Origin of the sequence: Micromonospora sp. NPDC048947 (assembly GCF_040649495.1) — a bacterium.
Classification (GTDB): Bacteria; Actinomycetota; Actinomycetes; order Mycobacteriales; family Micromonosporaceae; genus Micromonospora; species Micromonospora alfalfae.
The window spans coordinates 337,498-362,468 of record NZ_JBEZFO010000004.1 but is presented as its reverse complement, the minus strand read 5'-3'; the positions used below and the strand labels follow the sequence as shown (position 1 = coordinate 362,468).

Genomic DNA, 24,971 nt, shown 5'->3' with positions numbered 1-24,971 from the left:
GCCCACAGTATCGCCGACGTGACAGCGGGGAACGTGGGTCACCACCAGTCGAAGTAGCGGCCCGCGTGGAAGATCCCCACGCCGATGGCGGCGACGACGCCGACCACGAGCACGACCGGAGCGATCACCACGCTGCCGGCCGCGATGCCGATAGCGCCAGCGGCGATGGCCAGACCCGCCCCGATGCCGACGCCGCCGGCCACCACCCCTGGCGTGTCGCCGGCCTCGGCGGCCCGGTTCATGCTGACGTACGAGACGGCGGCCAGACCGATGCCACCGATCACCAGTCCGGCGGTCATCGCGCTGACTGTGGCGACAGTGGCACCGGGCACGGCGATGGCGTACAGCTCCAGGCCACCGCCGACCGCGCCGAGCGCGTCACCGACGCCCATCTCCCAGTCGCCGTGCTGGTAGTCGCCCCACAGGGCGAACGCCGACAGACCGAACCCGACGACGCTGAGCCCCTTGCCGAGCATCCCGGTCCGGCCCGGCAGTCCGCGCACGTGCTCCGGGGCCGTGGCACTGGCCGGGATGTCCCGCCCGCGTCCCGGGTTGGTCGCCGTGCGGATCGCGTTCCCGGCGCTGGCCGGCGCATCGGTCTCGGTGATGATGACGGCCTGGGACCGCTTGCCGGCCATGGTGCCGCTCGGGTTGGCCTGGATCGCGGCATCCGCGTCCCGGGTCGCCTCCCGGGCGATGTCACCGGCCTTGCCGTACCGGTCGGTCGACTTGATCTGCTTGACCGTGGTGCTGGTCTCCAGGTCGAAGTCCGCCGTGTTGTCGCGCCACGGCATGCCGTAGAGCCATTCGAGGATGTTGCCGCGGAACGTCCCCCGGCCGCCCTTGAACTTGAAGTTCCAGATGAACTTCTCGGCGGCGGGCGCGGTGTGCGCGGCAGCGCCACCGGTGACGCCGGGTGCGGCCGGAGCCTTGCCGCCGTTGTCGGCCGGCGGCGCGGCCGGGGGCGGTTCGGGTGGTGGGGCCGGTGTGGGTGGTGGCGGCTCGGCCGGTGGCGGCTCCGGTGGCGGCGGAGGCGGCGCGGGCTTCGGTTTCGGCGGTGCCGGGGGCGGCAGTACGGCGTGCAGCACCCAGGTGCCGCCCGGATGCTCGGACCAGTTGCCGCCCTCCAGGTTGAGGGTGACGTTGGCCTGGTAGTAGATGACCGAGTTCTTGTTGTTGATCCGCGGGTCGAGGGTCGCGCCGTGACTGTTGAGATAGCGGCGGAAGTCCTCCACGGTGGGGTTCTCGGACCCGGTGAAGTGGGACTCCGTGATGGAGATGTCGTGGGTTTCCGGCCCCTTGACAGTGGCGGGCTTGAACCCGGCCGGATCGGCCATTCCCACCGGATTGTTGCGGCAGTACCGGAACAGGTTGCCCCCGTCGGCGAAGCCGCCCGGATCGCTGCTCGCCCACCTGCCCAGCCACGGCACGTAGTACCGAGCGCCGGCGTAGCAGAAACCCGTCTCGTCGTCGACCTCGTGCCCGCCGAAGCGGTACCGCTTCAGGCTCAGGTCGTTGCCCGGCCGGCCGTACCGGTACGCGGTGGTGCCGTACGGGTGGTACTCCTCGTAGGAGATGAGCACCCCTGCCGCGTCGGTCTCCAGCGCGGCCGAGCCGAGGTGGTTGGTGAGCTGGTAACGGATCAGCGCAACGCCGAGCGGGTTGGCCGGGTCGAAGCCGCCGACGTCGACGGTCTTGACGTCCACCTGGGCGACCGGGCCGGTGTCGTCGGCGATGGTGGTGGTCCACCGTTCGTGCTGGAGGGTGCCGGTGACCCGGTTGCGCCGCCGGAACACTGTGACCGCACCCAGGAAGATCCATTCAAGTTGGACGCTGCCCGGCCGGTCCACGACCTTGCGCAGCCGCCGCCCGCTCGCGGCGTAGACGAACCGGGCTTCGCCACCGCCGCCGAGGTCGACCCGGCGGAGCTGGTCGTGGACGTTCCACTCCAGGGCCGGCAGGTGCGGCATGACGGTCAGGTTGCCGACGGCGTCGTGCGCGTACAGGGCCGAGTAGGGGCCGGCGTCGGCGTCGCCGGGCAGGCTCGTGGCGGCCAACCGGTTCGTGGCGTCGGCCGGGTCGTCCTGGTACGCGTACCGGTAATGCCGGGTCCAGCCGGCACCCACCCCGGCCTGCGTCCGGAACCGGTGCCGGAGCACCGTGAGGTTGCCCAGCGGGTCGTACTCGTACTCCTCGGTGTAGGCACGTACCGCGCCGGCATCGGTGAGGCTACCGGCGGGCGGCACGTCGGTCTGGTCGCGGATCGCGTCGTTCGGCGCCCCGGCCAACTCCCGCCCACTCGCCCGGATCAACTGGTAGAGCGGGTCGTACGCGTAGTCGCTGGCCGCCGGCACCGCCGCGTTGCCGAAGAAGGTCGGCGCGCCCGGCTCGGCCACCCGGGTCAGGTTGCCCACCGGGTCGTAGGTGTAGCGAAGGTCGCGCACCCCGGCGGTCAGCAGACGTTCCAACCGGAACGTCATCGGGTCGTAGAAGTACTCGGTGACCAGGCCGTTGCCGTGCCGGGCGAACCGCCGCCGACCCAACGCGTCGTAGTCCTGCTCGGACAGGAACTCCACCTCAGCGCCCTGGCCGCGCAGCCGCGCGGTGAGCCGGCCCAGCATGCCGCCCTCAAGGTAGGTCGGTCGCAGCTCGGTGGCGTCGGGCAGGGTGACCAGTGTTGGACGGTTCACCGCGTCGTACTCCGCGGCGGTGCCGAAGACCTCGCTCTCCAGCAGCGGCGCCGCAGCGGCCAGCAGCGCGGCGTGGTCGGGCGCGGCGGCCACCGGTGACCAGTCCGGGCCGTCGACATGGTCGGTGGCGAGTCTCCGTTCGGCGCGGTGCGGGTTGCCCTTGAAGTCCACCTCGGGCACCCGCACCTGGCCCGCCGGGTCGAACACCAGGTACGGCACGCCGTGCAGGCCCAGCGTCGCCGCGTCCGGATGCCGGTCGCCGAAGACCACGTACTGCACACAGCGCTCCGCGCCGGCGGACTCGCTGACGTACAGGCCGACGGGCCGGTGCAGGGCGTCGTACGTCGTGCGGAAGGTCCGGCCGTGTTCGTCCCAGATCCGGCGCACCCCACCGAGCACGTCCTGGAACACCCACCGCTCGCCCTTCTCCGCGCTCCACGACCGCACTCCCGCGCCGTGCATGGCGGTGGCCGCGGTGGCGATGTGCCGGCCCAGCGCGTCGTACCCGTCGCAGGACCGGCCGGTGAGGTCTCCGGTGGTGCGTACGCCGAACCGCTGGCCGGCGCCCCGGTCGGCCACCGTGTAGACGGCCCGGCCGAGGCTGTCGAAGTGGATCACGGAGGGTGTGTCGGCGTGCGTGGCGGCGAGCCACGCGGCGCGGGTGGCCGGGTCGGCCGGTTCCGGGTCGGACACGGCGGGGCTGCCCCGCTCGGCGTACCACTGGCTGTCGAGCACCGTGTCGTTGGCGTCGAACAGCCGGTGCGACCAGGCATTGGACTCGACCCGGCTGAGGGTGCCGTCCGGATACCGGGTCAGCACGGCCCGGCCCAGCGGGTCGTAGTAGCGGATCGCTGTGGCGCCGATCTCGCGCAGCGCCGCGGCGTCCTCGTACTCGTGGGTGGTGCTGAAGTAGGGCTGGTACCGCTTCACCGGGTTGCCCTTGTTGTTGACAACCGTGCGGCCGGTGCCGACCCAGCGCGGGTCGGCGTCCACCTCGACGGCCACCCCGTCCTCCCCCACCTCCAGGGCTCTGCCGGGATGCACCCGCGACTTGGTGATCGCCACCCCACCGGTGCCGGTGCTGTACTCGTAACTCTCCAGCCAGCGCGTGTTGGTCGGGCCGTGCCGTTCCCGGTGCCGGCCCCGGCTGTACGCGGGCTGGCCGTTGACCACCCAGTTGAACGGGTCGTAGGTGAACGTCAACGTCGGATCGTCGAGGGTGTCGCCGTCCCCGGCGCCGGGCCGGCCGAGCAGCGCAGAGGCCACCACCCGGCCCAACTCGTCGTAGCGCACCGCGCGGCGCTGCCCGTTCGGGTCGGTGACGAGGCTCGGGCCGAGCACAAGGTAGTTGTTCACAGCGGTGGTGACCGACCAGGACGCCTGGTCGATGGTCACCCGCTCGGTGAGCAGGTGGTAGTCGTCGAAGGTGACAGCCGTCGCCAGGCCCAGCGCGTCCACTGCCCCGTTGGACAGGTAGAAGTGCGCGGCCGGATCGGCGGGATAGCGCAGCTCGCCGGAGGGGATCCACCAGTCCGGGCCGCCGTCGAGGTGCACGTAGCCGGCGGCGGTCAGGTCCGCGCCGGTCACCGCAGTGCCGTAACCCGCGGCCAGCGCGGCCGGGGTGAAGGCGAGTTGGTACGTCTGGTGCCCCAACCCCAGGCTGTCCCACTGACCGGCCGGCAGCGGCGTCAGCGCGTTGTCCCGGAAGCGCACCTGTGACCGGGACAGCAACCGCCGCTGCGCGCTGACCTCGTCCGCCACCACCTCGTACCCGATCGGGGTGGCCGCCGCGAACCCGGCGAGCAGTTCGGCGCGGGTGAACAGCGGGCCGGCCGGGGCCAGCCCGGTCAGCTCGTGCCCGACCGCCTCGTACGCGGCGCGGATCCGGTACGCCGGCACCGGCAGTGTCTCGTCGATGTCCGGGGTGTACCGCTGCTCGCCGTACGTGACGTGACGGCGTCGCTGTTCGGCGGTCACCTCGACGGGCAGCTCCGGGTCGGGCGTGGTGCGACCGTAGACCACGGCGGCGGCCTGGACGACGGTGCCGTACGGGCCGAGGACCAGGTTGAGCCGGTGGCTGATCCGGGGCTCGTCCGGCTGCCGGTCGTAGGAGAGGCTGACCGCCTCCCGTTCGACGGCGACGAACACCCGCGCGTCCAGCCGCTGCACCTGGTACGTCTGCTCGACCACCCCGTACGGGTGCTCCTGCGCGGAACTGCCGTCGTACGAGTACACCTCCTGCCGAAGCGGCAGGCCGCGCAACGCCCGACGGCTCTCCCGCAGCTCCGCGGCGGAGACTCCGACCGGCAGCTCCACAGTGGGCAGGTGCCGGCCGGCGTACCACTCGGCGGACAGGTCGACCGGGGCGCCGGTGTGGTACCAGGTCTTCGTGGTGACCGGTGGCTGGAACAGCTCGGGCGAGGTGTCCTGATGCCCGTCGACCGCCTCGACGCCCAGCACGTGGTCCACGAAGGACTCGCCGTCGATCTGCTCGACCATGCCGAAGCCGGCGAACTCCCGCTCGTCGCCGTCGTAGTGCCCGTGGTGGTAGCGGTAGCCGGTGACCAGCCGGGTCCCGGTGATCCGGTCCACCTGCTCCACCCGCTCGACGACCTGCACCGGGAACGGCAGTCCGGTCACCCACGGCTGGCCGGCTCGCCGGTCGGCCAACTGGAAGGCGGTCGAAGCGGCGTACCGGATGGTGGTCTCGCCGCCCAGGTTGTTCACCACCCGGGCGAGCAGGTGTGGCTTGCCGTCGGCGGCCAGATTCAGGTAGCGCACCGGGCCGGCCGCGTCGCCGGGCAGCGGCGACGACCACACCAGGCAGCCGGTGCCGGTACCCAGCAGGTCGGTCACTGTCACCGTCGAATCGGGCGTGACGTGCGGCAGGTCGGGCAGGTCGGCGGGGGCCGACCAGCCGTTGCCGGACTGGTTGTACCAGAGCCGGATCTCGCGCCGGCCCAGGTAGCACAGGTCCATCACGCCGGTGCCGTCCACGTCGGTGAGGAGCACCCGGGCTGGGTCGAACTCGTCCAGCCCGGTGAACCACGGCGCGTCGTCCATCTCGACCTTGGCGCCGAATCGTCCGTAACCGACGTTGGGCCAGTAGCAGACGGAACCGTCGCGGACCCGGACCAGGTCGGTGAGCCCGTCGCCGGACATGTCGGCGAGGAAGATGCTCTGCCGGTCGTCGGAGCGCAGCAGCCGCGGCCCACGGTCCTCGTCGGCGGGCCAGAGCGCGGGTCGCGCCGGGCCGTACCCCACCTCGGCCAGCGACTCGTGCCAGGCCAGCACTGTGTCACCGGCGATCAGCAGGTCGGCCCGGCCGTCCCCGGTGAGGTCCAGCAGCAGCAGGTCGGGGCTGGCCCAGTCGACGGCGGGCAGCTCGCGGAACGGCTGGAAGCCGGACCAGCCGGCGTCGTCGGTGCGGCGGACGAAACCGGCCGGCACGGTGCCGAGCTGGACCAGCTCGATCCGCCCGTCACCGTTCACGTCGACCAGTTGCTGGCGTCCGCCGGCCAGGTCGGTCAGCGACGGCACTGTGGGCAGCGCGGTGACCGGGCCGATCCGGCCGGCGCCGAGGTTCGGTCGGTAGTAGAGGGCACCCTCGTGCCCGGTCAGCACCCCGGCGATTCCTTCCCCGTCCAGGTCCACCCACAGCTCGGTCCGCCCGTCCACTCCGGCCGGCAGGTTTTCCAGGCTGCCGCGCTCCAGTTCCCGGGTGGTCGCCGCGATGGTGGCCGGTGTGTATGCGAAGGTCACCGGGGGCAGTGCGGCGCTGGTGTGCCCGCCGCCGGCGGCGGGGGCGTAGCCGCGCTGGGTCACCTCGACCAGTGTGGACAGCACGGGCCCGCTGGCGTATTCCAGCTCCACCGCGCGGACCAGGCAGTCCGCGCCCACCTCGGGCTCGTCAGGGAAGTGGTGGAACATCAGGATCCTGCGGCACAGCCGGTAGGTGCGGACCTCGAAGCCGGCACGGTAGGTGGAGAACGGGTCCGGCCGGCAGGTCCAGTCCCCGGTGTCAGCGGGCAGCGGGGTGTCCGGGTGGTGCTCGCCGTAGTCGAGCACCACCTCGAACAGCCAGCCGGCGTCGGCGATCCGGGCCGGCGTCAGGTCCACCGGGCGCCGGCCGTCGGGGTCGAGCAGCGGCACGGTGTTGCCGTACCGCACCGACTTGAGGTAGCGGTTGGCGTTCCGGTCGGTGCGGTGCCGTTCGTGCGGCCGGTCCAGGTCCAGGTCGGCGGTGTCCTCGGGTTTGTAGGTGTAGACGACAGCGTTGCCCCGGTCGTCGCGGGTCTCGCAGAGCAGCCAGGCGTGCACCCGCCGGCCCAGGCCGATGCGGGAGCCGCCGTCGCGGCCGTACACGGCCAGCAGGTTCGACCCGGACAGGGTGCGCCAGTGCACGTCACCGTCGGAGTCCCGGGTCCACCGCTCGATGCGGGCGAACGCCCCCTCGGTCCGTGGCCGGAACCGCTGCACCGTGTGCCCGGCGACCGGAGTGCCGCCGGGCACCGGAATCAGGTCGTCCTCCCCGGACAGCAGGAAGGTGTCGGTGTCGTCGTAGCGGGGCAGACCGCGGTCGGTGCGCCGGCTGATGGCCGGCACGGGCAACTGCCAGCCGAGGCCGAACGGGCCGTTCCCGGCGCCCGAGTCGTAGCTGAGCGTCAGGTCGGGTTGGAACCCGGACCGGCCGCCGCTGACCGGGATGGGAACGGACATGCCGCCGGTCCCGGTGACGGGGTGGGCGGCGAACGTCTCGCCGATGGCCCGGATCGCGCCGCCGCCGGTGGGCAGGCTGATCGCCGGTCCACCGAGTCCCGGTCCGGTCGCGGCCCGACCGGCTGGCGCCCCGGTGCCGGTCGCGTCGGTCGGCGGCCCGCTCGGGCCGAATGCCCCGCCGGGAGCGCCGGCGCCGGTCGGGTCGGCGGAGCCGCGCCACCGGGAGCCGGGCCCCGGCGATCCGCCGCCGACCGGGTAGCTGGTCGTCACCGCTCCCCCTCAGCCGTCGAGCCGGTAGTGCAGCAGGACTACCAGGTCGCTCAGGCCGTCCGGGTCGGCCGCCAGCGTGACCGGGGTGCCGAGAACCAGCGGATCGGACTGACCCACGCACTGCCGCAGGTCGGCGTCCCGGTTCAACGTCACCGGGTCACCGGCCACCGTGAGGTCGTACGTCCCGGGATCACCGTCCACCCGGGCGTACCAGGTCACCTCGTCCACCACCGGCTGGTGGTCACGGGCGAGGTACGGCAGGTGCTCCGGCCCGATGGTCAACTCGGTGCTCTGCTGCTGGGTGAGCTGCCACCACTCGTCCGGGAAGTGGTGGCGCAGGCTGTATGCCTGGTACAGCCCCGTCCGTCCGGCGTCGACAAACATCTCGTTGAGCACCTCCCGCAGGGAGTCCTCGACCAGGCCGCGCAGCGTCGAGCCGCCGTCGCGGGCCGTGTAGCGCAGGTGCAGGATGATGTCGCTGATGCTGTCGTAGTCGAACTGGCGGACCGCCGTCGGCAGTTCCAGCCGCCAGGTGCCGATCGCGCCCTTGCCCTCGAACGGCAGGTAGCGGTCGTCGGCGAAGTTCAGCTCGAACATGCCGCTGTCGCTGAGGCCGCTGCTGGTCGCGATCGACTCGATCCCGCCCACGTTGTACGCGAAGCGCTCGTCACCGGGCACCTCTGTGTACTTGTCCTTGGCGCTGGTGCCGCCCTGCCGGGCCGCGGTGGAGCTCCGGTACCTGTTGCCGATCAGGGAGAGCTTCGCGGTCACCGGGGTGTACGGGCCGGCCACGCACGGGATGGACAGGCTGACAGTGCGGAGCCGGCGGAAGTAGTGCCCGGGGTGGTCCAGGTCGAACAGCGCCTCCGGGACGTTGACGACGCAACTGCCGGTGGCCCGCAGCTCGATCAACGCCGCCGGGTCGAGCTGCGCCAGCGAGACGTGCCGGGTCAGCTCGCGTTCGCGGCTGTGCTGGTCGAGGTAGGCCACCTCCATCCGCTTCAGGTCGTGGCGCAGCGTGTCCGCCACTGTCAGCCCCTTGCGCAGGCTGTCCCAGTAGCCGGGTTGCAGGAACGTGGCCTCGCTGCCCAGCTCGTGGGCGAAGCACCGCTCGGCCTTCTTCGCCACGTCGAAGGCGAGCTGGTACGCCCCGAAGTAGACCGAGCTGGCCCGGCTCATCATCCACTGGTACAGCTCGGTGTTCGTGTACTTGCCGCGCAGGTACTCCTCGGTGGCCCGGGCGTTGTCGGCTTCCTGGTCGTGCGCCGCCAGCTCGTCGGTGAGCATGGCCACGTGCAGCCGCCCGGTGAGGAGCTGCTGGTCGAGCTGGGTCAGTTCGAGACCGGCCAGCGCCGCCTGGTGTTCCCAGTCGTCCATCCGGCGGCGGTAGCCGCCCTGGTTGGCGGCCATCCCGGCGGCCTTGTCCAGGGCCCGGGCGATCGCTTCCAGGGTCATCACCGCCGAGTCGGCGGCGGCACCGGCCTTGTCCCCGCCGAGGGTGAGGGTCACCGTGGGTGAGCCACCGAAGCCGGCGCCACCAGCAGTGAAGTTGGGTATCAGCTTCAGCCCGCCGGACAGGATGTAGCCCACGGCGATCGCGGTCTCGCCGAGCAGCGACACCCCTGACAACGCGGTGGCGGTGATTTCCCAGGCGTTCATGTACGGCCGGCCGGCGTAGTAGCGTTGCCGCTCCTCCACCACCTTGCGGCTCAGTTCCAGCGCTGCGACGTTGCCCTCGGCCTCCGCGATGGTGGCGAGCTTGACCGCCCGTACCGCGTCGAGCAGGGCGATCTCCTGGCCGGCGCGCAGCCGGGCGAGTTGCTCGGCGTCCCGCTTCTCCATTGCCGCGAGCAGCCCGCCGCCCAGCTCACCGACGTACCCGACGAGTTCGGTGGCCTTCTGGGCCAGCACCCGGAACCGGTAGTTCGGCAGCGGTGCGCCGAGCCCGGCCAGGAACGACGAGACGGACATGCCGGCGGCTGCGGCCCGGACCAGTGCCCCCGGGTCGATCGGCGGCGAGAACAGGGCGAGCATGCTCTCCACCCCGTCGATGTTCTGGCAGTTGCGGATCTTGAACAGCCGATCGCCGATCAGGTCCCACAGCCGGAGCATCTCCTCGTTGGGCGGGACGCAGAAGTACAACGCGGAGTAGCTCAGCGGGCTGGGCAGTTCCGCACCGCCGTGCGGCAGCAGGTCGAGGTCGGGGATCAGGTTCTCCAGGTCCAGCAGCGCGTTGCCGAACAGGTCCACGGTGGCCTGGAGCTGGTTCACGGTGGCCGGAGCCGGGCTGACCAGCGGCGGCACCACGCTCGGCTTCGGCCCGAGCAGTTTGTCGGCCAGAATGTAGAGCTGAGTGGCCTGGGTGACGGACTCCCTGGTGAACTGCCGGAACAGCTGGTCACCCCAGTCGACAAGGTTCTTGATGTAGCTGACCACCACGGCGAGCTGGTAGGCGACCGGCCGGCTGCGGGCCACCACGTGCGGGTTGAACGGCTTCCCCCGCCACTGCTCCACAGCGAACTTCAGGTCCGTGATGCTGGCCCCCGACGGGTCGGCCGCGATCGCCGTGAGAATGTCGCCGATCCGCTGGTTGAGCAGCTCGGGCACTCCGGTCTGGAAGAACGGCTTGGTGACCCAGTACTTCTGCGGGGCAGCGGCGCCGTCGGCGGTGCCGACCGGGTTGAAGATGTGGTGGAACCAGTTCCGCGCCTCGGCGAACCGCTGGTCCCGGTTGAGCCGCAGCGCGATGTCGAACGGAAGGTGGTAGAACAGCTCCCAGTTGTAGCCCGCGTACGCGCCGTCCGCGGCGAAGTCCAAATCCTCCACCGGGTACGGCGACACGACCACCGGCGCCGGCTGGTAGGTGTCAGCGAAGTCGAACCCCGTGTTGGTGAGCTGGGTGGTCCGGCTCAGCAACGCCGGCACGCCCGACCGGTGGACGGTGGCCCGCAGGAAACACAGCAGCGGGTGGTAGAAGTTCGCGAACCGCACCCCGTACGACAGGGTGCCGTAGACCTCGAACTCGGCCACCAGCCTGTGGTACTCCGCGTCCTCGGTCATCGCCTGCACGGCGGCCGCGAGGTCGTGCGCCGGGTCCTCGGCGTATCGGCGCAGGTACTCGGTGAGCAGAGCCAACACGTCGCGGGCGAACTCGTCAACGTCGCTGTACGTCTTCTCGATCCGGTCCGCCGGGTCCTCGGCACGCCGGTCGTAGAAGCCCGGGATGATCACGTAACCACGGTCGTAGTCGCCGTAGAAGTACGGCATCAAGGTGCCCAGTGGCAGCACCGGCCGGCGGTCGTGGGTGCCTCGGATGCTCTGCGCCAGCCCCAGCAGCATGACGATCCAGTCGAGCAACGACATCTGCATGGGGTACGTCACCCGGAACCGGCCGGGCGTCTGCGCCACCAGCGTCTGGAACGCGCCCATCAGCGGAGTGCTGATCGCCAGGTCGTTCTGCGTCCGGAAGACCAGTTCGGTGAACCGTTCGGCCAACAGTTCGGTGTCCTTGAACACCGGCGACAGCTGCAGGTTGCCGGAGCCGCCGCCCGGCATCGGCTCCGGATAGCCTCGGCAACCGGTCAATGCGAACGAGCCGACGAACTCGGAGCCGGTGAGCACGCTGATCGCCTGACCGGCCGCTCCGGCCGCGTACGCGAAGCAGGTGAACTCGTCCGCGGCGGGGAGGTCCTCCCGGTAGCCGCTGGTGGGGTAGTACAGCGCGTCCTTGGAGATCTTCTTCGGCTGCCAGCGGTCCTGCGTCCGCTCGCCGATGGCCAGCTGGATCCGCCACCGCCGACGCGGTCGCTCCGTCTCGGTGCCGCCCGGCGGGATGCCGTCCGGGTCCGGAATCTGGGAGGTCTGCGCCGTGTCGGTCTCCTGCGTGAAGACCGGCCAGGCCACTGTGAGCCGGCTGTTGCGGTCGAAGGCGAGCAGGTGGTCGCCCGCGATGTCCAGCGGCACCCGCCGCCACGGCGTCCAGTACCGCTCCCGCTCGAACTGCCTGTGGTAGTACACGGTCGGGTCGCCGCCCCGGGTGCGGGCGAACACGTGCATGAGATGCCTGTCGTGCTGGTAGTAGCAGGCCATCACGTCCAGGTGTGCCAGGTCGTCCAGCTTCTCCAGGTACGCGATGGTGGCGTTCTCCACCGCCAGGTCGGTCAGCTCGTCCTGCTGCAACTGGTCGTCCAGCTCGGTGAACAGCTCCGACTTGTCGTCCCGCAACTCCGGCAGGATCCAGTTCTCCGGATACAGGAAGATCTTCCGGTTGGCCTCCCACACCCGGTAGTTGGCCATCCAGTTCCACTGGTCCCAACCTGGATCCTCGGTGACCGCCGCGACGCTGTCCGGCTCCAGGCCCAGCAGGCAGCGCTGCACGAACAACTGAACTGTGGCGTGTGCCTGCACGATGCGCGACGTCGCCATGCAGGCGCCCATCTCGACATCGATGAGGAAGTGGTCGTACAGGTCATTGGTGTCGCGCAGCCCTGGGTTCTCGGCCAACAGGTACGCGACCAGCGCGTCCCGTTTGGCCACCCGCAGCCGGTCCTGCACCCCTTGGAGCACCCCGAACCACTCGGCCTCGGCGTAGCGCGCCTTCAGGGCCTGCCGCATGGTGGCCGCCCCTGCCGCCGTGGTGACCGGCTGGCCCAGCGGCACCGCCGCCGCCACCGGTAGGCCCAGCCGGCGCAGCACTGTGAGCGCCTGGGCCAGTCGCTGGATCGTCGCCGGTGACCGGTACGCGGTGAGGTCGACCGCCGACAGTTCGAGGTGGGTGTCGAGGTCGGTCAGCACTGTGGCGTCCCAGCCACCGAGCTGCGCCAGATGGGTGTGGACCTGCGTGGCGGTGGTCCCGGCCGCCAGGACCAGGTCGAACAGCCCATACACCGTCCACGGCGCGGCTGCGTCCAGCGGGTTCGCCACCGGCGGGTAGGTGCGGGCCAGCTCGACTCCGGCGGCCAACCGGATCCAGTCGGTCAACGGGGCCGGCGGCCGGCCGGTCTGGTACGGCACCCGGTCCGGGGCCAGCCAGCCGAGCGGCAGGGCGTTCGCCAGCAGCCAGCCGAGGTCCGCGTCGGGCACCCTCAGGTGGTCGACGAGCCGGCTCAGCACGTGCAGCAGGCGCAGTGCCCGGTACTGCTCGTCGAACCCGGCCGGGGTGACCGCCGGCGGCGCCGGCGGCTCGTTCACAAGATCCACCAGCGCGTCGTCGGTGAGCACCGCGAGCAGCGGCCGGGTCAGCTGCGCGCCGGCCAGCACTGTCGCGGCGGCGTCCGCCGAGAACCCGAAGGTGTCGGCCACCGCCGCCACCGCCAGCTCCTGCTTGGTACGGGTGTACGCGTAGCTGGACAGGGTCGTGGTGATGGCCAGCAGCAGCGTGGTCTGCTGGGCTTCGGTGGGGCTGGCCACGATCGCTGCTGTTATCGGTGTGGTGTCCACGAGGGCGGCGAGCTTCGCGTCGACGAACTGCGCCGGGGTGGTCACCGCATCGGTCCAGCCACCGTCCACTATCGAGGTGAAGCCGGCCAGGTCCGCCTCGGTCATCCCGGGCACCACGGCCAGCAGGGCACGCAGGCCCGGCAGGTTCTCCTCGGGGGGCGCCGCCGGGTCGACAGCGGGTCGGGTCGCCGCGTAGCCGCTCTGGTAACCGGCCTGCAACCCGGTGAGCACCGCGGTCAGCGTCTCGTCCGGCAGGTCCCGCGCGGCCAGGTCGTCGGCTTCGTGTCGGAGCAGGTAGCGCAGGTCGGCCGGGCTGATGCCGGTGCCGGCCCGGGCGGCGTCGAGCAGCGCGACGAAGGCCAGCGCGGCGGCCGGTGTGGTGAGCGGATCCGGCCCGATCAGATCCTTCATGGTCAGGTACTCGCTGACGGTGAGCCCGAGCGACCGGGCCAGCAGCGTTCCGGCGTACACCGTGTGCAGGCCGACGTTGCTGACGATCGCCGGGGCCGGAAGGTCGGCTACCAGCAGAGCGGTGTCCGCCGTGGTGGCCCCCAGGCAGGTCGCCAGGTACGCCTCGTGCGCCGACAGCGGAGCACCGGAGCCGGGTGTGGTCAGCTCCGCCTGCTCGTTGGCGAGCACGTTTGCCGGCTCGAACGCGTCGAGGACCGGGCCGTTCGCCGTGTTGCGGAACACCTCGGCGTACCGCGACTCGTTCAGCGGCGCGAACAGGTCGACCACCTCGGGCAACGGCAGCCCGAGCCGAGCGGCCAGCCGGTGCAGCGCCGCAACCGTGACCAGGAGGTCGTCGTCCAGGGAACCGCCGCCCAGCGCGTCGGCCCGGATCGTCCGGTCCAGCAGCGGCGGCGTCCAACCGGTGCAGGCCGGCGCGCGCAGCAGACGCAGGAACCTGTGGATCCGGTCCAGGCGCGCGTCGGTGAGCTGCTGGATCCGCTTCGCGCTGAGGTCGGACCCGGTGTCCAGGTGCTTGACGAACATGGCGTTCCCGGGATTGACCCAGGTCAGCGCCAGCAGTTCGGTCAACTCCCGATAGTCCAGGCGCGCCCGAGCGAGGAAGTTGTCCACCCGGGCGATGCCGCCCAGAGCGCCGAGCGGCGCGGTGTTCCAGATGTCGTCCTGAGCGGCCGGGTCGGCTGTGACCACCAACTGCCGCTGCGCGTCGCTGATCCCCAGTTCCTCGGCCGCGATGGCCTCGTCGCTCGGGCCCGCCGACCGGCGCAGCGCCCGCATCACGTCGGCCCGGGCGATGTCGAACTGGGCGAAGTAGCTGCGGGTCTCCTCGTGCGCCAGGTCGAACGGCAGGGCGAACGCGTACCGGCTGCCCGCCAGCAGGGCGTACGCGGCGGCATTCACGTACTGCGGCGCGGCCGCCAACTCCAGCGCGGTGCCGGTGCTCTGGCGCAGTCGGCGCACGAACCACCCGCCGCCCCCGTCCGGGCTCGCCTTGGCCACCACGCCGACGTCCCGGACGACGCGAGCCCCGGCCAGGTCCGGCTCGTACACGAGGGAACGGTCGGTGAACGGCCAGCCCTGGCCCTGCAACAGGCTCAGCAGCCCGGCCGACGGCGCCTCCACCGGGTCGACGCCGCCGCTCAGCGGGCCCCCGAACGCGAGGCCCGCGTCCGGCGACACCGCCTCCTCCAGCAGCTCGCACACCAGGTCCAGGTAGGGCAGCGGGAGGTCGGTGTTCTCGCAGCTCAGATCCAGGTCACCGAGGTCAGGCCGGCGACCGTACAGCACGTCCCGGGCGACCTTGGTGGCCGGACCCGGCGTGTCGGCGTCGGTCACCAGCCGGTCACCGAGGAACTGAAGGGCGTCCACCAGGTACGCGGCGGCGCTGTGCACGCTGCGGCACGGCTCGCAGTAGCTGGAGTCGGCGAGCTGGAACAGGCTGCTCAGGTTGGGAAAGTCGGCGCTGACGGGGGTGAGGTCCGGGGCCACCGAGCCGCCCAGGGCCCGGACCGGCAGCGCCCGCGCCGCGCTCTGGAGTTCGCCGGCCAGCAGCCCGCTCGCCACGTGCACGTCCACGGCCCGGCGATACACCGACCGGGCCTGCTCGTCGGTGAACCGGCCGGTGTTCACGGCGGTGGCCACGAACCGCGTCTCGCCGAGGGCGTGGATCCGGGCCGCCGACGGCACGTTGGCCGCCAGCAACGCCGTGGTCTGCCGATAGGTCGGTGCCAGCTTGAAGATCCGCTGCATGGCCTTGAGCGCCGGCCGCCCGGTCCGCAGCCGCTCCGGGTGGTCGCGCAGCAGCCGTTCCACGTTGCCGGTCGCGAGGTCGAAGTCCGGATTCGCGGTGAGCAGTTCGAGCACCGCGTCCCGGCGCCCGCCGAAGGCGCGTTCGGCGGCGCTGGCCCGCTCGTCGGTGCCGGGCTGTTCTTCGGTGCCGGGCTGTTCGTCGGGGTCGGCCCGTTGACCGGGGCCGGGCCGATCGCCGTTGCCGTCGGGTCGTTCGGCTGCGGCGGTCGCTGTGGTGTCGGCCACGGCGCCCGCGTCGCGTTCGAGTTGCGCGGTGAAGGCAGTGGTGGGATAGCGCCTCTCCAGCTTGCGGGCCAGCGCGCCGGCGTGCAGGTCGATCAGCTCCGGCCGGACCGGCTGACCAGCGACCCGGACATCCGTTGTGCTGTCCTGCAACACCCGCCGCCAGTCCGCCGGGGCCAGGCGGGCCAGCCGGCGAACGTCGGCCGGCCGCTCGATTCCCTCGCGGTCGCGGACCCGGTCGACGATCGTCTCGTCGTAGCCCAGCACGTCGGCCAACACGCTCGCCGCGCCGGCCGCCTCGGCGGCCGACCGGTCGGGAAACGCCGCCGCGTCAGCAAGCCGGGCGATCAGCCCGGGCAGGTCACCGGCGGCGTCGGCGGCGAGAAGAGTCTGGACCCGCTCGTGCGCGCCGTCGGCGAGGAACCGCTCCACCCGCCCGTACAACACCTTCGGCCGTTCCTGCGCGACGTACTCCTTGGCCTCCGGCCGCACCCGGGCCAGCATGTCGAGGATCCGGTCCAGCTCACCGAGCAGGTCCTCGGGAACGTAGCGATGGCGCACGGCCTCGGCGACGGCGTTCCGGACGGTGTGCTCGTCGAGCAGTGCCATGTCGTAGTACAGCGGCCGCAGCTCGGTGTTCAGATCGACGTCGAACCGGGCGAGCGCGGCGCCGGTGCAACTCGCTGTCAACAGCGTCCGCTCGGCGAACAGCGCGTAACCGAACACCGCCGGCAGCTTGTAGGACGCGGCCAGTTTCTGCGCCACACCGAAGTGCGCCAGCGCCGTCGCGGGCAGTCCGGTCTCGGCAGCCAGGAACGTCACGTCCTCGACCTCGTCGTCCTGCCGCAGGTCGTACAGCGCGACCTCGCCGAGCAGCGGGACGATCGTGGCGAGGATCCGTTCGTACTCACTGCGTTCCCGGTCCCCGCCACCGGACAGATCCACTGTGAGCGCGGCAAGCTCGGGAGCGTTGAACAACACAGCGCTCAGCGGCGGGTCGGACAGAAGGCGATCACCAGCGGACACGCGGACGAACAGGTCGGCGGACTGCTTCTCGGAGCGGGTGAACCGGTCCCGCGAGTAGTCGATGCGATACAGTCCGTCATCCCCGGTGATCGCCTCGCCGAGCTGCTCGGAGTGCCGCAGGTCCCGGTCGAACGCTCCGATCGTCAGAGCGTTCGCCGGCTGCCCGTCGGCCCAGCGCACCCGACCCACCACGACGAACCGGGACGGCGGCTCGGCCAGCACCATCTGCACCGCGTCCCGGGTCGCCCCGTCCACAGTGCCGGTGACCGGCAGCTTGTGCGTCCGTTGGAACTCGGCCACCCCACGACGGGTGGTCGGCCCGTACCGGGCGTCGACCAGTTCGTCGGTGGCGATGTCAGCGGGCATCCGCAGCAGCGCGGTGTGCAGCCGCCGGACGTCGTCGCTGGGGCGGTGGCGGCGCGAGCCCATCGGGGTGGTCATGAGCATCTCCGATCGTCCGCCAGCCGGCGACGGCGGCTGTCTGACGCCGGTACGACCGGGGGCTACCTGGCATCCTGCGGATCGGAGGAGCACGCAGCATCACATTGTCCAAGATCCGCCTTCCCGTTTGGCTGAACGGCAGCGGGCACTGCCGGGACGGCCGGTGGCAGAGCCGGGACTTCCCGGGCAGCACCCTCAGCCTCAGTGACACTGCACCGGCTGAGCAGCGACCCAAACGGTGAGCGACATCGTCTCGGCCAGCAGCGGCGGCATTTGAGGTGGATTACCGGTCATTCCAGATCGGCTCGCACGGGTGCAACAATGCGGGCATGAACGTTCGGGAGCGCAGCAACGTCACCGTCACGGGTCGGGAAGGTGGCCCGATGGTGATGCTCGCCCACGGCTTCGGATGTGACCAGAACATGTGGCGGCACATCACGGCGACGCTCGGCGAGCAGTCTCGCGTGCTGCTCTTCGACCACGTCGGTGCGGGGCGCTCCGACGTGACGGCGTGGGACTCGGATCGGCACGCGACTCTCGACGGCTACGCCCGCGACGTCCTGGAGATCTGCCGTGATCTGGACCTTCGCGACGTGATCTTCGTGGGGCACTCCGTCAGCGCCATGATCGGCGTGTTGGCTGTCAACGAGCAGCCTGACCGCTTCGCCGGCCTGGTCCTGCTGACTCCCTCACCCTGCTACATCGACGAGGAGGGCTACCGGGGCGGGTTCACCCGTGACGACATCGACGAGCTGCTGGATTCGCTGGACAGCAACTATCTCGGATGGTCGGCCGGCATGGCGCCGATGATTATGGGGAATCCCGACCGGCCCGAACTGGGCGAAGAACTGACTGCCAGTTTCTGCCGCGCCGACCCGACCATCGCGAAGGCGTTCGCGAGGGTCACCTTCCTGTCCGATCATCGTGCCGACCTGGCGAGGGTACGAGTGCCCACGCTGGTGATCCAGTCGGCGATCGACGCGATCGCGCCCCCCGAGGTGGGCGCCTACGTCAACGACCAGATAACGGGCAGTCGCCTGGTCACGCTCGACGCCACCGGGCACTGCCCACAACTGAGCGCGCCGCAGGCGACGGCGCAGGCCATCGCGGCGTTCGTGGCGGAACGCCGGTGAGTGAACCGGTGCCCCGCACGGGGTCGCGCTGCGGGCTGCGGGACGCCGCGGAGTTTCCCGCCATGCTGGAGGACAACATCGACGATCTCTACGACGGTTCGCCGTGCGGGAACGTCTCCACGTTACTGGACGGCACCATTGCCAAGATCAATGCGACGTTGCTCGGCTGGCTCGGCTACACCCGCGAGGACGTCATCGGGCGCAAACGCTTCAGTGACCTGCTCACCGTAGGCGGGAAGCTGTATCACGAGACACATTTCGCCCCGACGCTACAGATGCAGGGCGAGATCAACGGTGTCGCCCTCGAACTCAGGCGCGCGGACGGATCCCGGTTACCAGTGCTTGTCACCTCCGTGGTCAAGACGGGCAGTGACGGCCAACCCCTGCTGATCCGTACGACAGTCTTCGACGCCCGCGAACGTCGCGCGTACGAAAACGAGCTCCTCCATGCCCGCCAGGAAGCCGACGCCGAACGGGAACGCCTGCGGGGATTGATCGCCGGACTGCAACACAGTCTGCTGCCGGACACGTTGCCGGCCCCGCCGCGTACACAGACCAGCGCCTATTACCACATGGCCTCCGCCGACCGGATCGGCGGAGACTTCTACGACCTGTACCCGCTCGACGCGAGCCGGTGGGGGTTCTTCCTCGGCGACGTGTGCGGCAAGGGCCTCGCCGCTGCCGCCACGACCGCGGCCGCCCGACACACCCTGCGCACCGCTACCGCCTACGACCCGGATCCCGCCGCCGCGCTCGCCCACCTCAACACCGTTCTCTACCAGGATCACCGCAGCCGGTCACACCGCCACTGCACTGTCATCCTCGGCATCCTCACCCCGACGCCAACCGGCTACTCGATCACCCTCGCCGGTGGTGGCCACCCCGCCCCCATGCTGCTGCGGGCCGACGGCACCGTCGAGCCGCGACCCACCACCGGCGGCACCATCATCGGCGGCCTCCGCACACCACGCATCGCGACCCGGACCTTCTCCCTGGAGCCCGGCGACACGCTGATCCTCTACAGCGACGGCCTGCTCGAAGCCCGTTCCGGTCTCGGCGCGGAGCAATTCGGCGAAGAGTCGCTGCAGGAATTCCTGGCCCGGCTGGCGCCCACCACCGCGCCCGCGGCAGTCAGTGCGCTTACCGAACTCCTCGCCACCTTCCAACGGCTCGACGACGACGTGGCCCTCATGGCAGTGTCGCTCGACCCAGGCCCGCCTGCTCACACTCGCGCCTAGTCGTACGCACAGTGCCCCTCCGTCGGGGCCGATCCGACCGGCCAGGAGCACCCGTGAAGGTGTCGGCCGAAGGCATGCCCCCGGCGTCGAACCCCACGAGCAACTCGGCGCCGGGCGCCAGGCGACGCTTCTGCCCCGGATCGCCAGCCGGAGTTGAAGCTGACGCGAGCTGATACGCCGTCCATGCCCGCCCTCCAGGGGTCGCTGTGTGCCCTGGCACCGGGTCGATCTCGGGTCACTCCTGCGGCGCGATCAGCCTGTCGTCGGTGGTGTCGTGGACCGTGATCGCTTCCACCGGGCACGAGTCGGCGGCGTCGAGGACGACCTCGGCCGGGGCGACCACGTCGGCCAGCGGCGCGGACTGACCGTCTACCAGGTGGAAGTACTCGGGCGCGGTACCGGCGCAGATGCTCGTGCCGATGCAGCGGCGTGAGTCCACCCCGATCCGCCAGGCGGCGCTCACCAGGCCACCGGCATGCCGAGCAGGCCCCGCACCAACATGCCCCGCTTCCACTCCAGCTCGGCTTCCGGCACGGCGAGCCGCAATCCGGGCAGGCGGGTCACGAGGGTGGCGACGGCGACCTGCAACTCCATGCGGGCCAGCTGCGCGCCGACGCAGTGGTGCACACCGTGCCCGAAGCCCAGGTGCGGGTTCTGCTCGCGCGTGAGATCCAGCCGGTCCGGGTCGGCGAAGACGCCACCGTCCCGATTCGCCGAGGACAGTGAGCCGAGAACCGGCTCACCTGCCCGGACCAGCACCCCGCCGACCTCGACATCCTCCTTGGCGTACCGGGCGAAGGAGGAGCCGACGCCGAGCGGCACGTACCGCAACAGTTCCTCCACAGCGGCCGGCACCAGCGACGGGTCGGCCCGCAGCTGAGCGAGCTGGTCCGGGTTGTGCAGCAGGACGTAGACGAAGTTGGGGATCTGGGTCACAGTGGTCTCGTGGCCGGCCGCGAGCAGCCCTCCGGCCAGCTCCACCAGCTCGGTCTCGCTGAGCCGATCCTGATTCTCGTCGCGGGCCCGCACCAACGCGCCGAGCAGGTCGTCGATCCCCGGCTCGCGGCGGCGCTCGGCAACCAGATCACCGATGTAGCCCCAGAGATTGTTCAGGTACTCCTGGATCGTCTCCATCGGCAGGGAGGTGGTCGAGACGATCGCCTCGGACCAGATGTGGAATCGGTCGCGGTCGGCGTACGGCACCCCGAGCAGCTCGCAGATCACCTGGATCGGCAGCGGCGTGGCGACGTGCTCCACCAGGTCGGCCGGAGGACCGAGCCGGACCAGGTTGTCGACGAGCGCGTCGGCGATCTCCTGGGTTCGGGGGCGCAGCGCCTCCACCCGACGTGCCGTGAACGCCTTCGCCACCAACCGGCGCAGCCGGGTGTGATCGGGCGGGTCCAGGGTCAGCATGCCGCTGTACTGCTGGCGCGGGGTGAGTCGGGGCTCGTCGCGCTGGACGGCCGGGGCGCGGCCGAACCGCACGTCGCCGAGGACCGTACGGACGTCCTCGTACCGGGTGGCGAGCCAGGCCTCCTCGCCGTAGGGGAGCTTCACGCGGGTCATCGGCTCGTTCTCGCGCAGCTCGCCGTAGGTCGGATCGACGACGAGGCGGTCGGGCACACTGAACGGATACGGCCGCGCGGGCGGAACGCTTCGACTCTCGGTGGTCTGCGCGCTCTCCGTCATCCGGATTCCCTTCGTCGAGAGGGCGTGATCCTCAGGTCGGGCACCACGTTCGTAGCGGCGCCGGATTGCCAGCGTCCAGGGCTTGCGGACAGCACACATCAACGCTTAGTAATCTGTCGATGTCGGATCGTAGCGGGAGATGCCGATGATCGCCATGGCAGGCTGGTCCCGTCCGCACGCGAAAACGGTCTCGCGGCCAACCGCTCGCCGGGCCTCGCTCTCGACGACCAGCCACTCCGCCGGGGTGCGGCAGTAGAGCCGCACCCCGGCAGGGACACCCATCGGGACTGACATCACGACCACAGGTGTCGCGAGACTCCTCGGCTCCAGATCAGCAACCGAGCCGCTTGCTCGACAGGGCGATGTCGTCGATCCAGAGGTCGAAATCGCCCGGCGTCGTGCCGCCCTGGTAGAGCTGCCAGCCGATCTTCACAGTGTCGACAGTCGGCAGGACGAAGGGAACGTCGTTGCCACCGTGGTCGCTCGTGGAGGCTGTCAGCTCCGGGTTCGCCACGCCGTCGATCCACACCGCGACGCGGTTGTCCGCCGCGTCGATCTTCCATTCGAAGCACTGCCAGGTGTCCTCTACGACCGGGGCGGACTCCCGCCAGTTGGTCCAGTCGCCGGTCGGACCGCCGTCGGCGCCGACCCCCCAGAAGGTTCCGGGGACCGTTGGCGCGTACTGCCCACCGACGGGACGGACGACCTCCGCGCTGCCGGTGCCGGTTGCTTCCACCAGCGTGAAGTGCGCCCAGTCCGGGGCCGTCGGGAAGGCGTCGACGCGCAGACGCATCCGGCCGTAGAAGCGGTTGCCGGGCGCAGCGAAGTCGTCGACGCGCAGGAAGGCGCGCCCATTGTCGACGGTGTGGACGTGCAGCACCTGGTTGCCGCGACGGGCACGTTCGACGGTGAGCGTGCCGTTGCGGGTGTCGACGCCCCAGTTCAACGTGCTGGGCCCCCCGGCGGGCAGCCGCTCGAAGTCCTCACAGAAAAGCAGGCCACGGGGGCACGAGGGCGGGGAGGCCGCCGATGCGCCGGCCGGGACACTGCCGACTGCGGCCCCGAGGATCAGGGCGGCGCTGAACACCGCGAGAAAACTCCGCATTGTCATCCTCCAAGACGGCTGGCTCCCCACCACAGGGGCGGGGCCAGCAGGAACCTTCCGGCCATGCGACGCTGAGGTGCTCCCGCTCGCACCGCTGCGGCGCGGTTGCCTCCGCGCTGCGGTGATCCGAGCTATTCCGGCATCACCGCATCAGCCACAGCCACATTGACGGACGTCATTATATGTGAAGAGACTGACTCCGGTCGGCCAGCCGCGTAGCGCTGCACGGATCCGCTGGGCGTTGACTCGGAGCCGGGAAAGCGGAACGCTGTGGAAGCGCTCCCATCGTCGAGCTCCTCTGCGAAAGGAATGCTCGTGCGTCCCACCACAGCTCTACTTCCGGTCGTGCTAGCCACGGCCCTCGGCGGTGTGGTCCTGCCGGGGCCCGCCCTGGCCGCAGCCGGCCCGGCCCTGACAGTGGACACCACTGCCGCCCGGCACCAGATCAGCCCGTACGTCTACGGCATGAACTTCGCCGACCAGGCCCTCGCCCGCGACCTGCGGCTACCTGTGCACCGCTACGGCGGCAACGCCACCACCCGCTACAACTTCCGTGTCGACACCACCAATCGTGCGTCGGACTGGTACTTCGAGAACATCCCCAATGACAACCCGAACCCCGCCAACCTCCCGGAGGGCTCGGAGACCGACCGGTTCGTGCAGGAGAACAAGGCCACCGGCGCCGCCACGGTCATGACAGTGCCGATGCTCGGCTGGATCGCCAAGGAACGGGCACGGGCGTGTGGCTTCAGCGTCGCCAAGTACGGCCCGCAGCAGTCCACCGACACCTGGGCACCGGACTGCGGCAACGGCCTGAAGCCGGACGGGTCACCGGTCACCGGCAACGATCCCGAGGACACCAGCGTCGCGGTGGGTCCGGAGTACGCCACCGACTTCGTCAACCACCTCAAGGGGCAGTTTGGCGCCGCCGCCGACGGCGGAGTCCAGTTCTACAACCTGGACAATGAGCCGGACCTGTGGCACTCCACCCACCGCGACGTCCGCCCGGCCGGGCTGGGCTACGACGAGCTACGCGACAGAACCTACGAGTACGCCGCCGCCATCAAGGCCGCCGACCCCGGCGCGAAGACGCTCGGTCCCGTCGGCTGGGGCCTGAACTCGATCCTCTACTCGGGCCTCGACCAGGACACCTGCTCGCGCACCGGCTGCTGGTCGAACCCGCCGGACAAGGCCGCGCACGGCGGGCAGGACCTCGGCCCGTGGTACCTGGACCGGATGCGCGAGTACGAGCAGCAGCACGGCACCCGCATCCTCGACTACTTCGACGTCCACCTCTACCCGCAGCAGTCCGGCGTGCTCGGCGACGCGGCCGGCGACGCCAACACCCAGGCGCTGCGACTGCGCTCGACCCGCCAACTCTGGGACCCGACCTACGTGGACGAGAGCTGGATCAACAGTCCGGTCCGGTACATCCCGCGCCTACGCGAACTGGTCGACCAGCACTACCCGGGCACGAAGATCGCGATGACCGAGTACAACTGGGGCGCCTTCGGGTCGCTCAACGGCGCGCTCGCCCAGGCTGACGTCCTCGGCATCTTCGGCCGCGAAGGACTCGACCTGGCTACCCTCTGGACCGCACCCCAGGCCGACCAGCCGGTGGCCAACGCCTTCCGCGTCTACCGCAACTACGACGGCAAGGGCGGCGCGTTCGGCGAGACCTCGGTCCAGGCGACAAGCGCCGACCAGGGCAGGCTGGCCGTGTACGCCGCCGAGCGGAGCGCCGACAAGGCCCTCACCCTCGTCGTCATCAACAAGACCGGCGACGACCTGACCAGCCCGGTCGCCCTCACCGGCGCCTCCGCCAGCACCGCTCAGGTCTACCGGTACAGCGGGGCGAACCTCGCCGGCGTCGTCCGGGAGGCCGATCAGCCGGTGACCGCCGACGGCCTCACGGCCACCTTCCCGGCCAACTCGATCACCCACCTGGTGCTGCCGCGCGACACCACACCCGGCGACACCCAGGCGCCGACCGCCCCGGGCAAGCCGACCGCCGGCACGATCACCGGCGACAGCGTCTCACTGGCCTGGGCACCGTCCACCGACGACACCGCCGTCACCGGCTACGACGTACACCGGGTCGACACCGCCGGCACCGTGAAGGTGGGCAACGCCACCGGAACGACGTACACAGTGACCGGGCTGACCCCGGACACCCCGTACACCTTCGTGGTGACCGCCCGCGACGCGGCGGGCAACGTCTCAGCGGCCTCCCCCGGCCTGACCGTACGGACCGCGCCCACCGCCCCGACCGCCGGCTGCGCTGTCGGCTACACGGCGAACAGTTGGCCGGGCGGCTTCACCGCGACAGTGACGATCAAGAACACCGGCGCCACTGCGATCGACGGCTGGAAACTCGCCTTCGACTTCTCCACCACCGGCCAGAAGGTCGACCAAGGCTGGTCGGCCACCTGGAAACAGAACGGAACGGGCGTCACAGCGGACAGCATGAGTTGGAACGGCAAACTCGCCCCCGGCGCGTCCACCAGCATTGGCTTCAACGGCACGTGGAGCGGCACCAATCCGGCACCAACCGCCTTCACCCTCAACTCGCAACGCTGCGGGTGACCTGAGAGACCCAGCTCCGCACCACACCGGCGGAGCAGACCGGAGGGGGGGGGGGGGGCCCCCCGCCCCCCCCCCCCCCCCCCCCCCCCCCCCCCCCCCCCCGCGGGGGGCCGGGGCAAACGGCCCACGGAAC

The 24,971-nt window shown here is 70.8% G+C and carries 8 protein-coding genes; 3 read left to right on the top strand and 5 right to left on the bottom strand.

Annotated elements, in window-relative coordinates; genetic code table 11:
• Nucleotides 1–38: 38 nt before the first annotated feature.
• Nucleotides 39–7,679 (bottom strand): SpvB/TcaC N-terminal domain-containing protein, encoded by a 7,641-nt coding sequence (locus tag AB0B98_RS08880; protein ID WP_357361623.1) that lies wholly within the window; start codon nt 7,677–7,679, stop codon nt 39–41.
• 9 nt (nt 7,680–7,688) lie between these two features.
• On the bottom strand, nt 7,689–17,087 hold the full coding sequence (locus AB0B98_RS08875; protein WP_357361622.1) for a neuraminidase-like domain-containing protein: 9,399 nt from the start codon (nt 17,085–17,087) through the stop codon (nt 7,689–7,691).
• Between the two features lie 329 nt (nt 17,088–17,416).
• On the opposite strand from AB0B98_RS08875, the gene AB0B98_RS08870 reads away from it, so the two are divergent.
• Complete coding sequence (locus AB0B98_RS08870) at nt 17,417–18,220, top strand: alpha/beta hydrolase (RefSeq protein WP_357361621.1); 804 nt, start codon at nt 17,417–17,419, stop codon at nt 18,218–18,220.
• Entirely contained in the window at nt 18,217–19,458 is a 1,242-nt protein-coding gene (locus AB0B98_RS08865) for a SpoIIE family protein phosphatase (RefSeq protein WP_357361620.1), read from the top strand. The genes AB0B98_RS08870 and AB0B98_RS08865 overlap by 4 nt, the downstream gene beginning before the upstream one ends.
• A 235-nt stretch (nt 19,459–19,693) precedes the next feature.
• Here the strand turns inward: AB0B98_RS08865 and AB0B98_RS08860 are convergent, their stop codons facing one another.
• The 3 genes from AB0B98_RS08860 to AB0B98_RS08850 form a co-directional block, all read right to left on the bottom strand.
• Nucleotides 19,694–19,921, bottom strand: a complete 228-nt coding sequence (locus AB0B98_RS08860; protein WP_357361619.1) for a ferredoxin — start codon at nt 19,919–19,921, stop codon at nt 19,694–19,696.
• A complete protein-coding gene (locus tag AB0B98_RS08855) occupies nt 19,918–21,147 on the bottom strand; it encodes a cytochrome P450 (RefSeq protein WP_357361618.1) in 1,230 nt (409 codons plus the stop codon). The genes AB0B98_RS08860 and AB0B98_RS08855 overlap by 4 nt, the downstream gene beginning before the upstream one ends.
• Before the next feature lie 331 nt (nt 21,148–21,478).
• Nucleotides 21,479–22,252, bottom strand: coding sequence for a hypothetical protein (locus AB0B98_RS08850; protein WP_238668048.1), 774 nt, complete (start codon nt 22,250–22,252; stop codon nt 21,479–21,481).
• A gap of 345 nt (nt 22,253–22,597) precedes the next feature.
• On the opposite strand from AB0B98_RS08850, the gene AB0B98_RS08845 reads away from it, so the two are divergent.
• On the top strand, nt 22,598–24,838 hold the full coding sequence (locus AB0B98_RS08845) for a glycoside hydrolase family 44 protein (protein ID WP_357361617.1): 2,241 nt from the start codon (nt 22,598–22,600) through the stop codon (nt 24,836–24,838).
• Nucleotides 24,839–24,971 lie beyond the last annotated feature (133 nt).

What these genes read in the sequence shown, in the direction of transcription:
- AB0B98_RS08875 (WP_357361622.1), bottom strand. Translation starts at nt 17,087, where the DNA reads ATGACCACCCCGATGGGCTCGCGCCGCCACCGCCCCAGCGACGACGTC.
- AB0B98_RS08870 (WP_357361621.1), top strand. Translation starts at nt 17,417, where the DNA reads ATGAACGTTCGGGAGCGCAGCAACGTCACCGTCACGGGTCGGGAAGGT.
- AB0B98_RS08855 (WP_357361618.1), bottom strand. Translation starts at nt 21,147, where the DNA reads ATGACGGAGAGCGCGCAGACCACCGAGAGTCGAAGCGTTCCGCCCGCG.
- AB0B98_RS08850 (WP_238668048.1), bottom strand. Translation starts at nt 22,252, where the DNA reads ATGCGGAGTTTTCTCGCGGTGTTCAGCGCCGCCCTGATCCTCGGGGCC.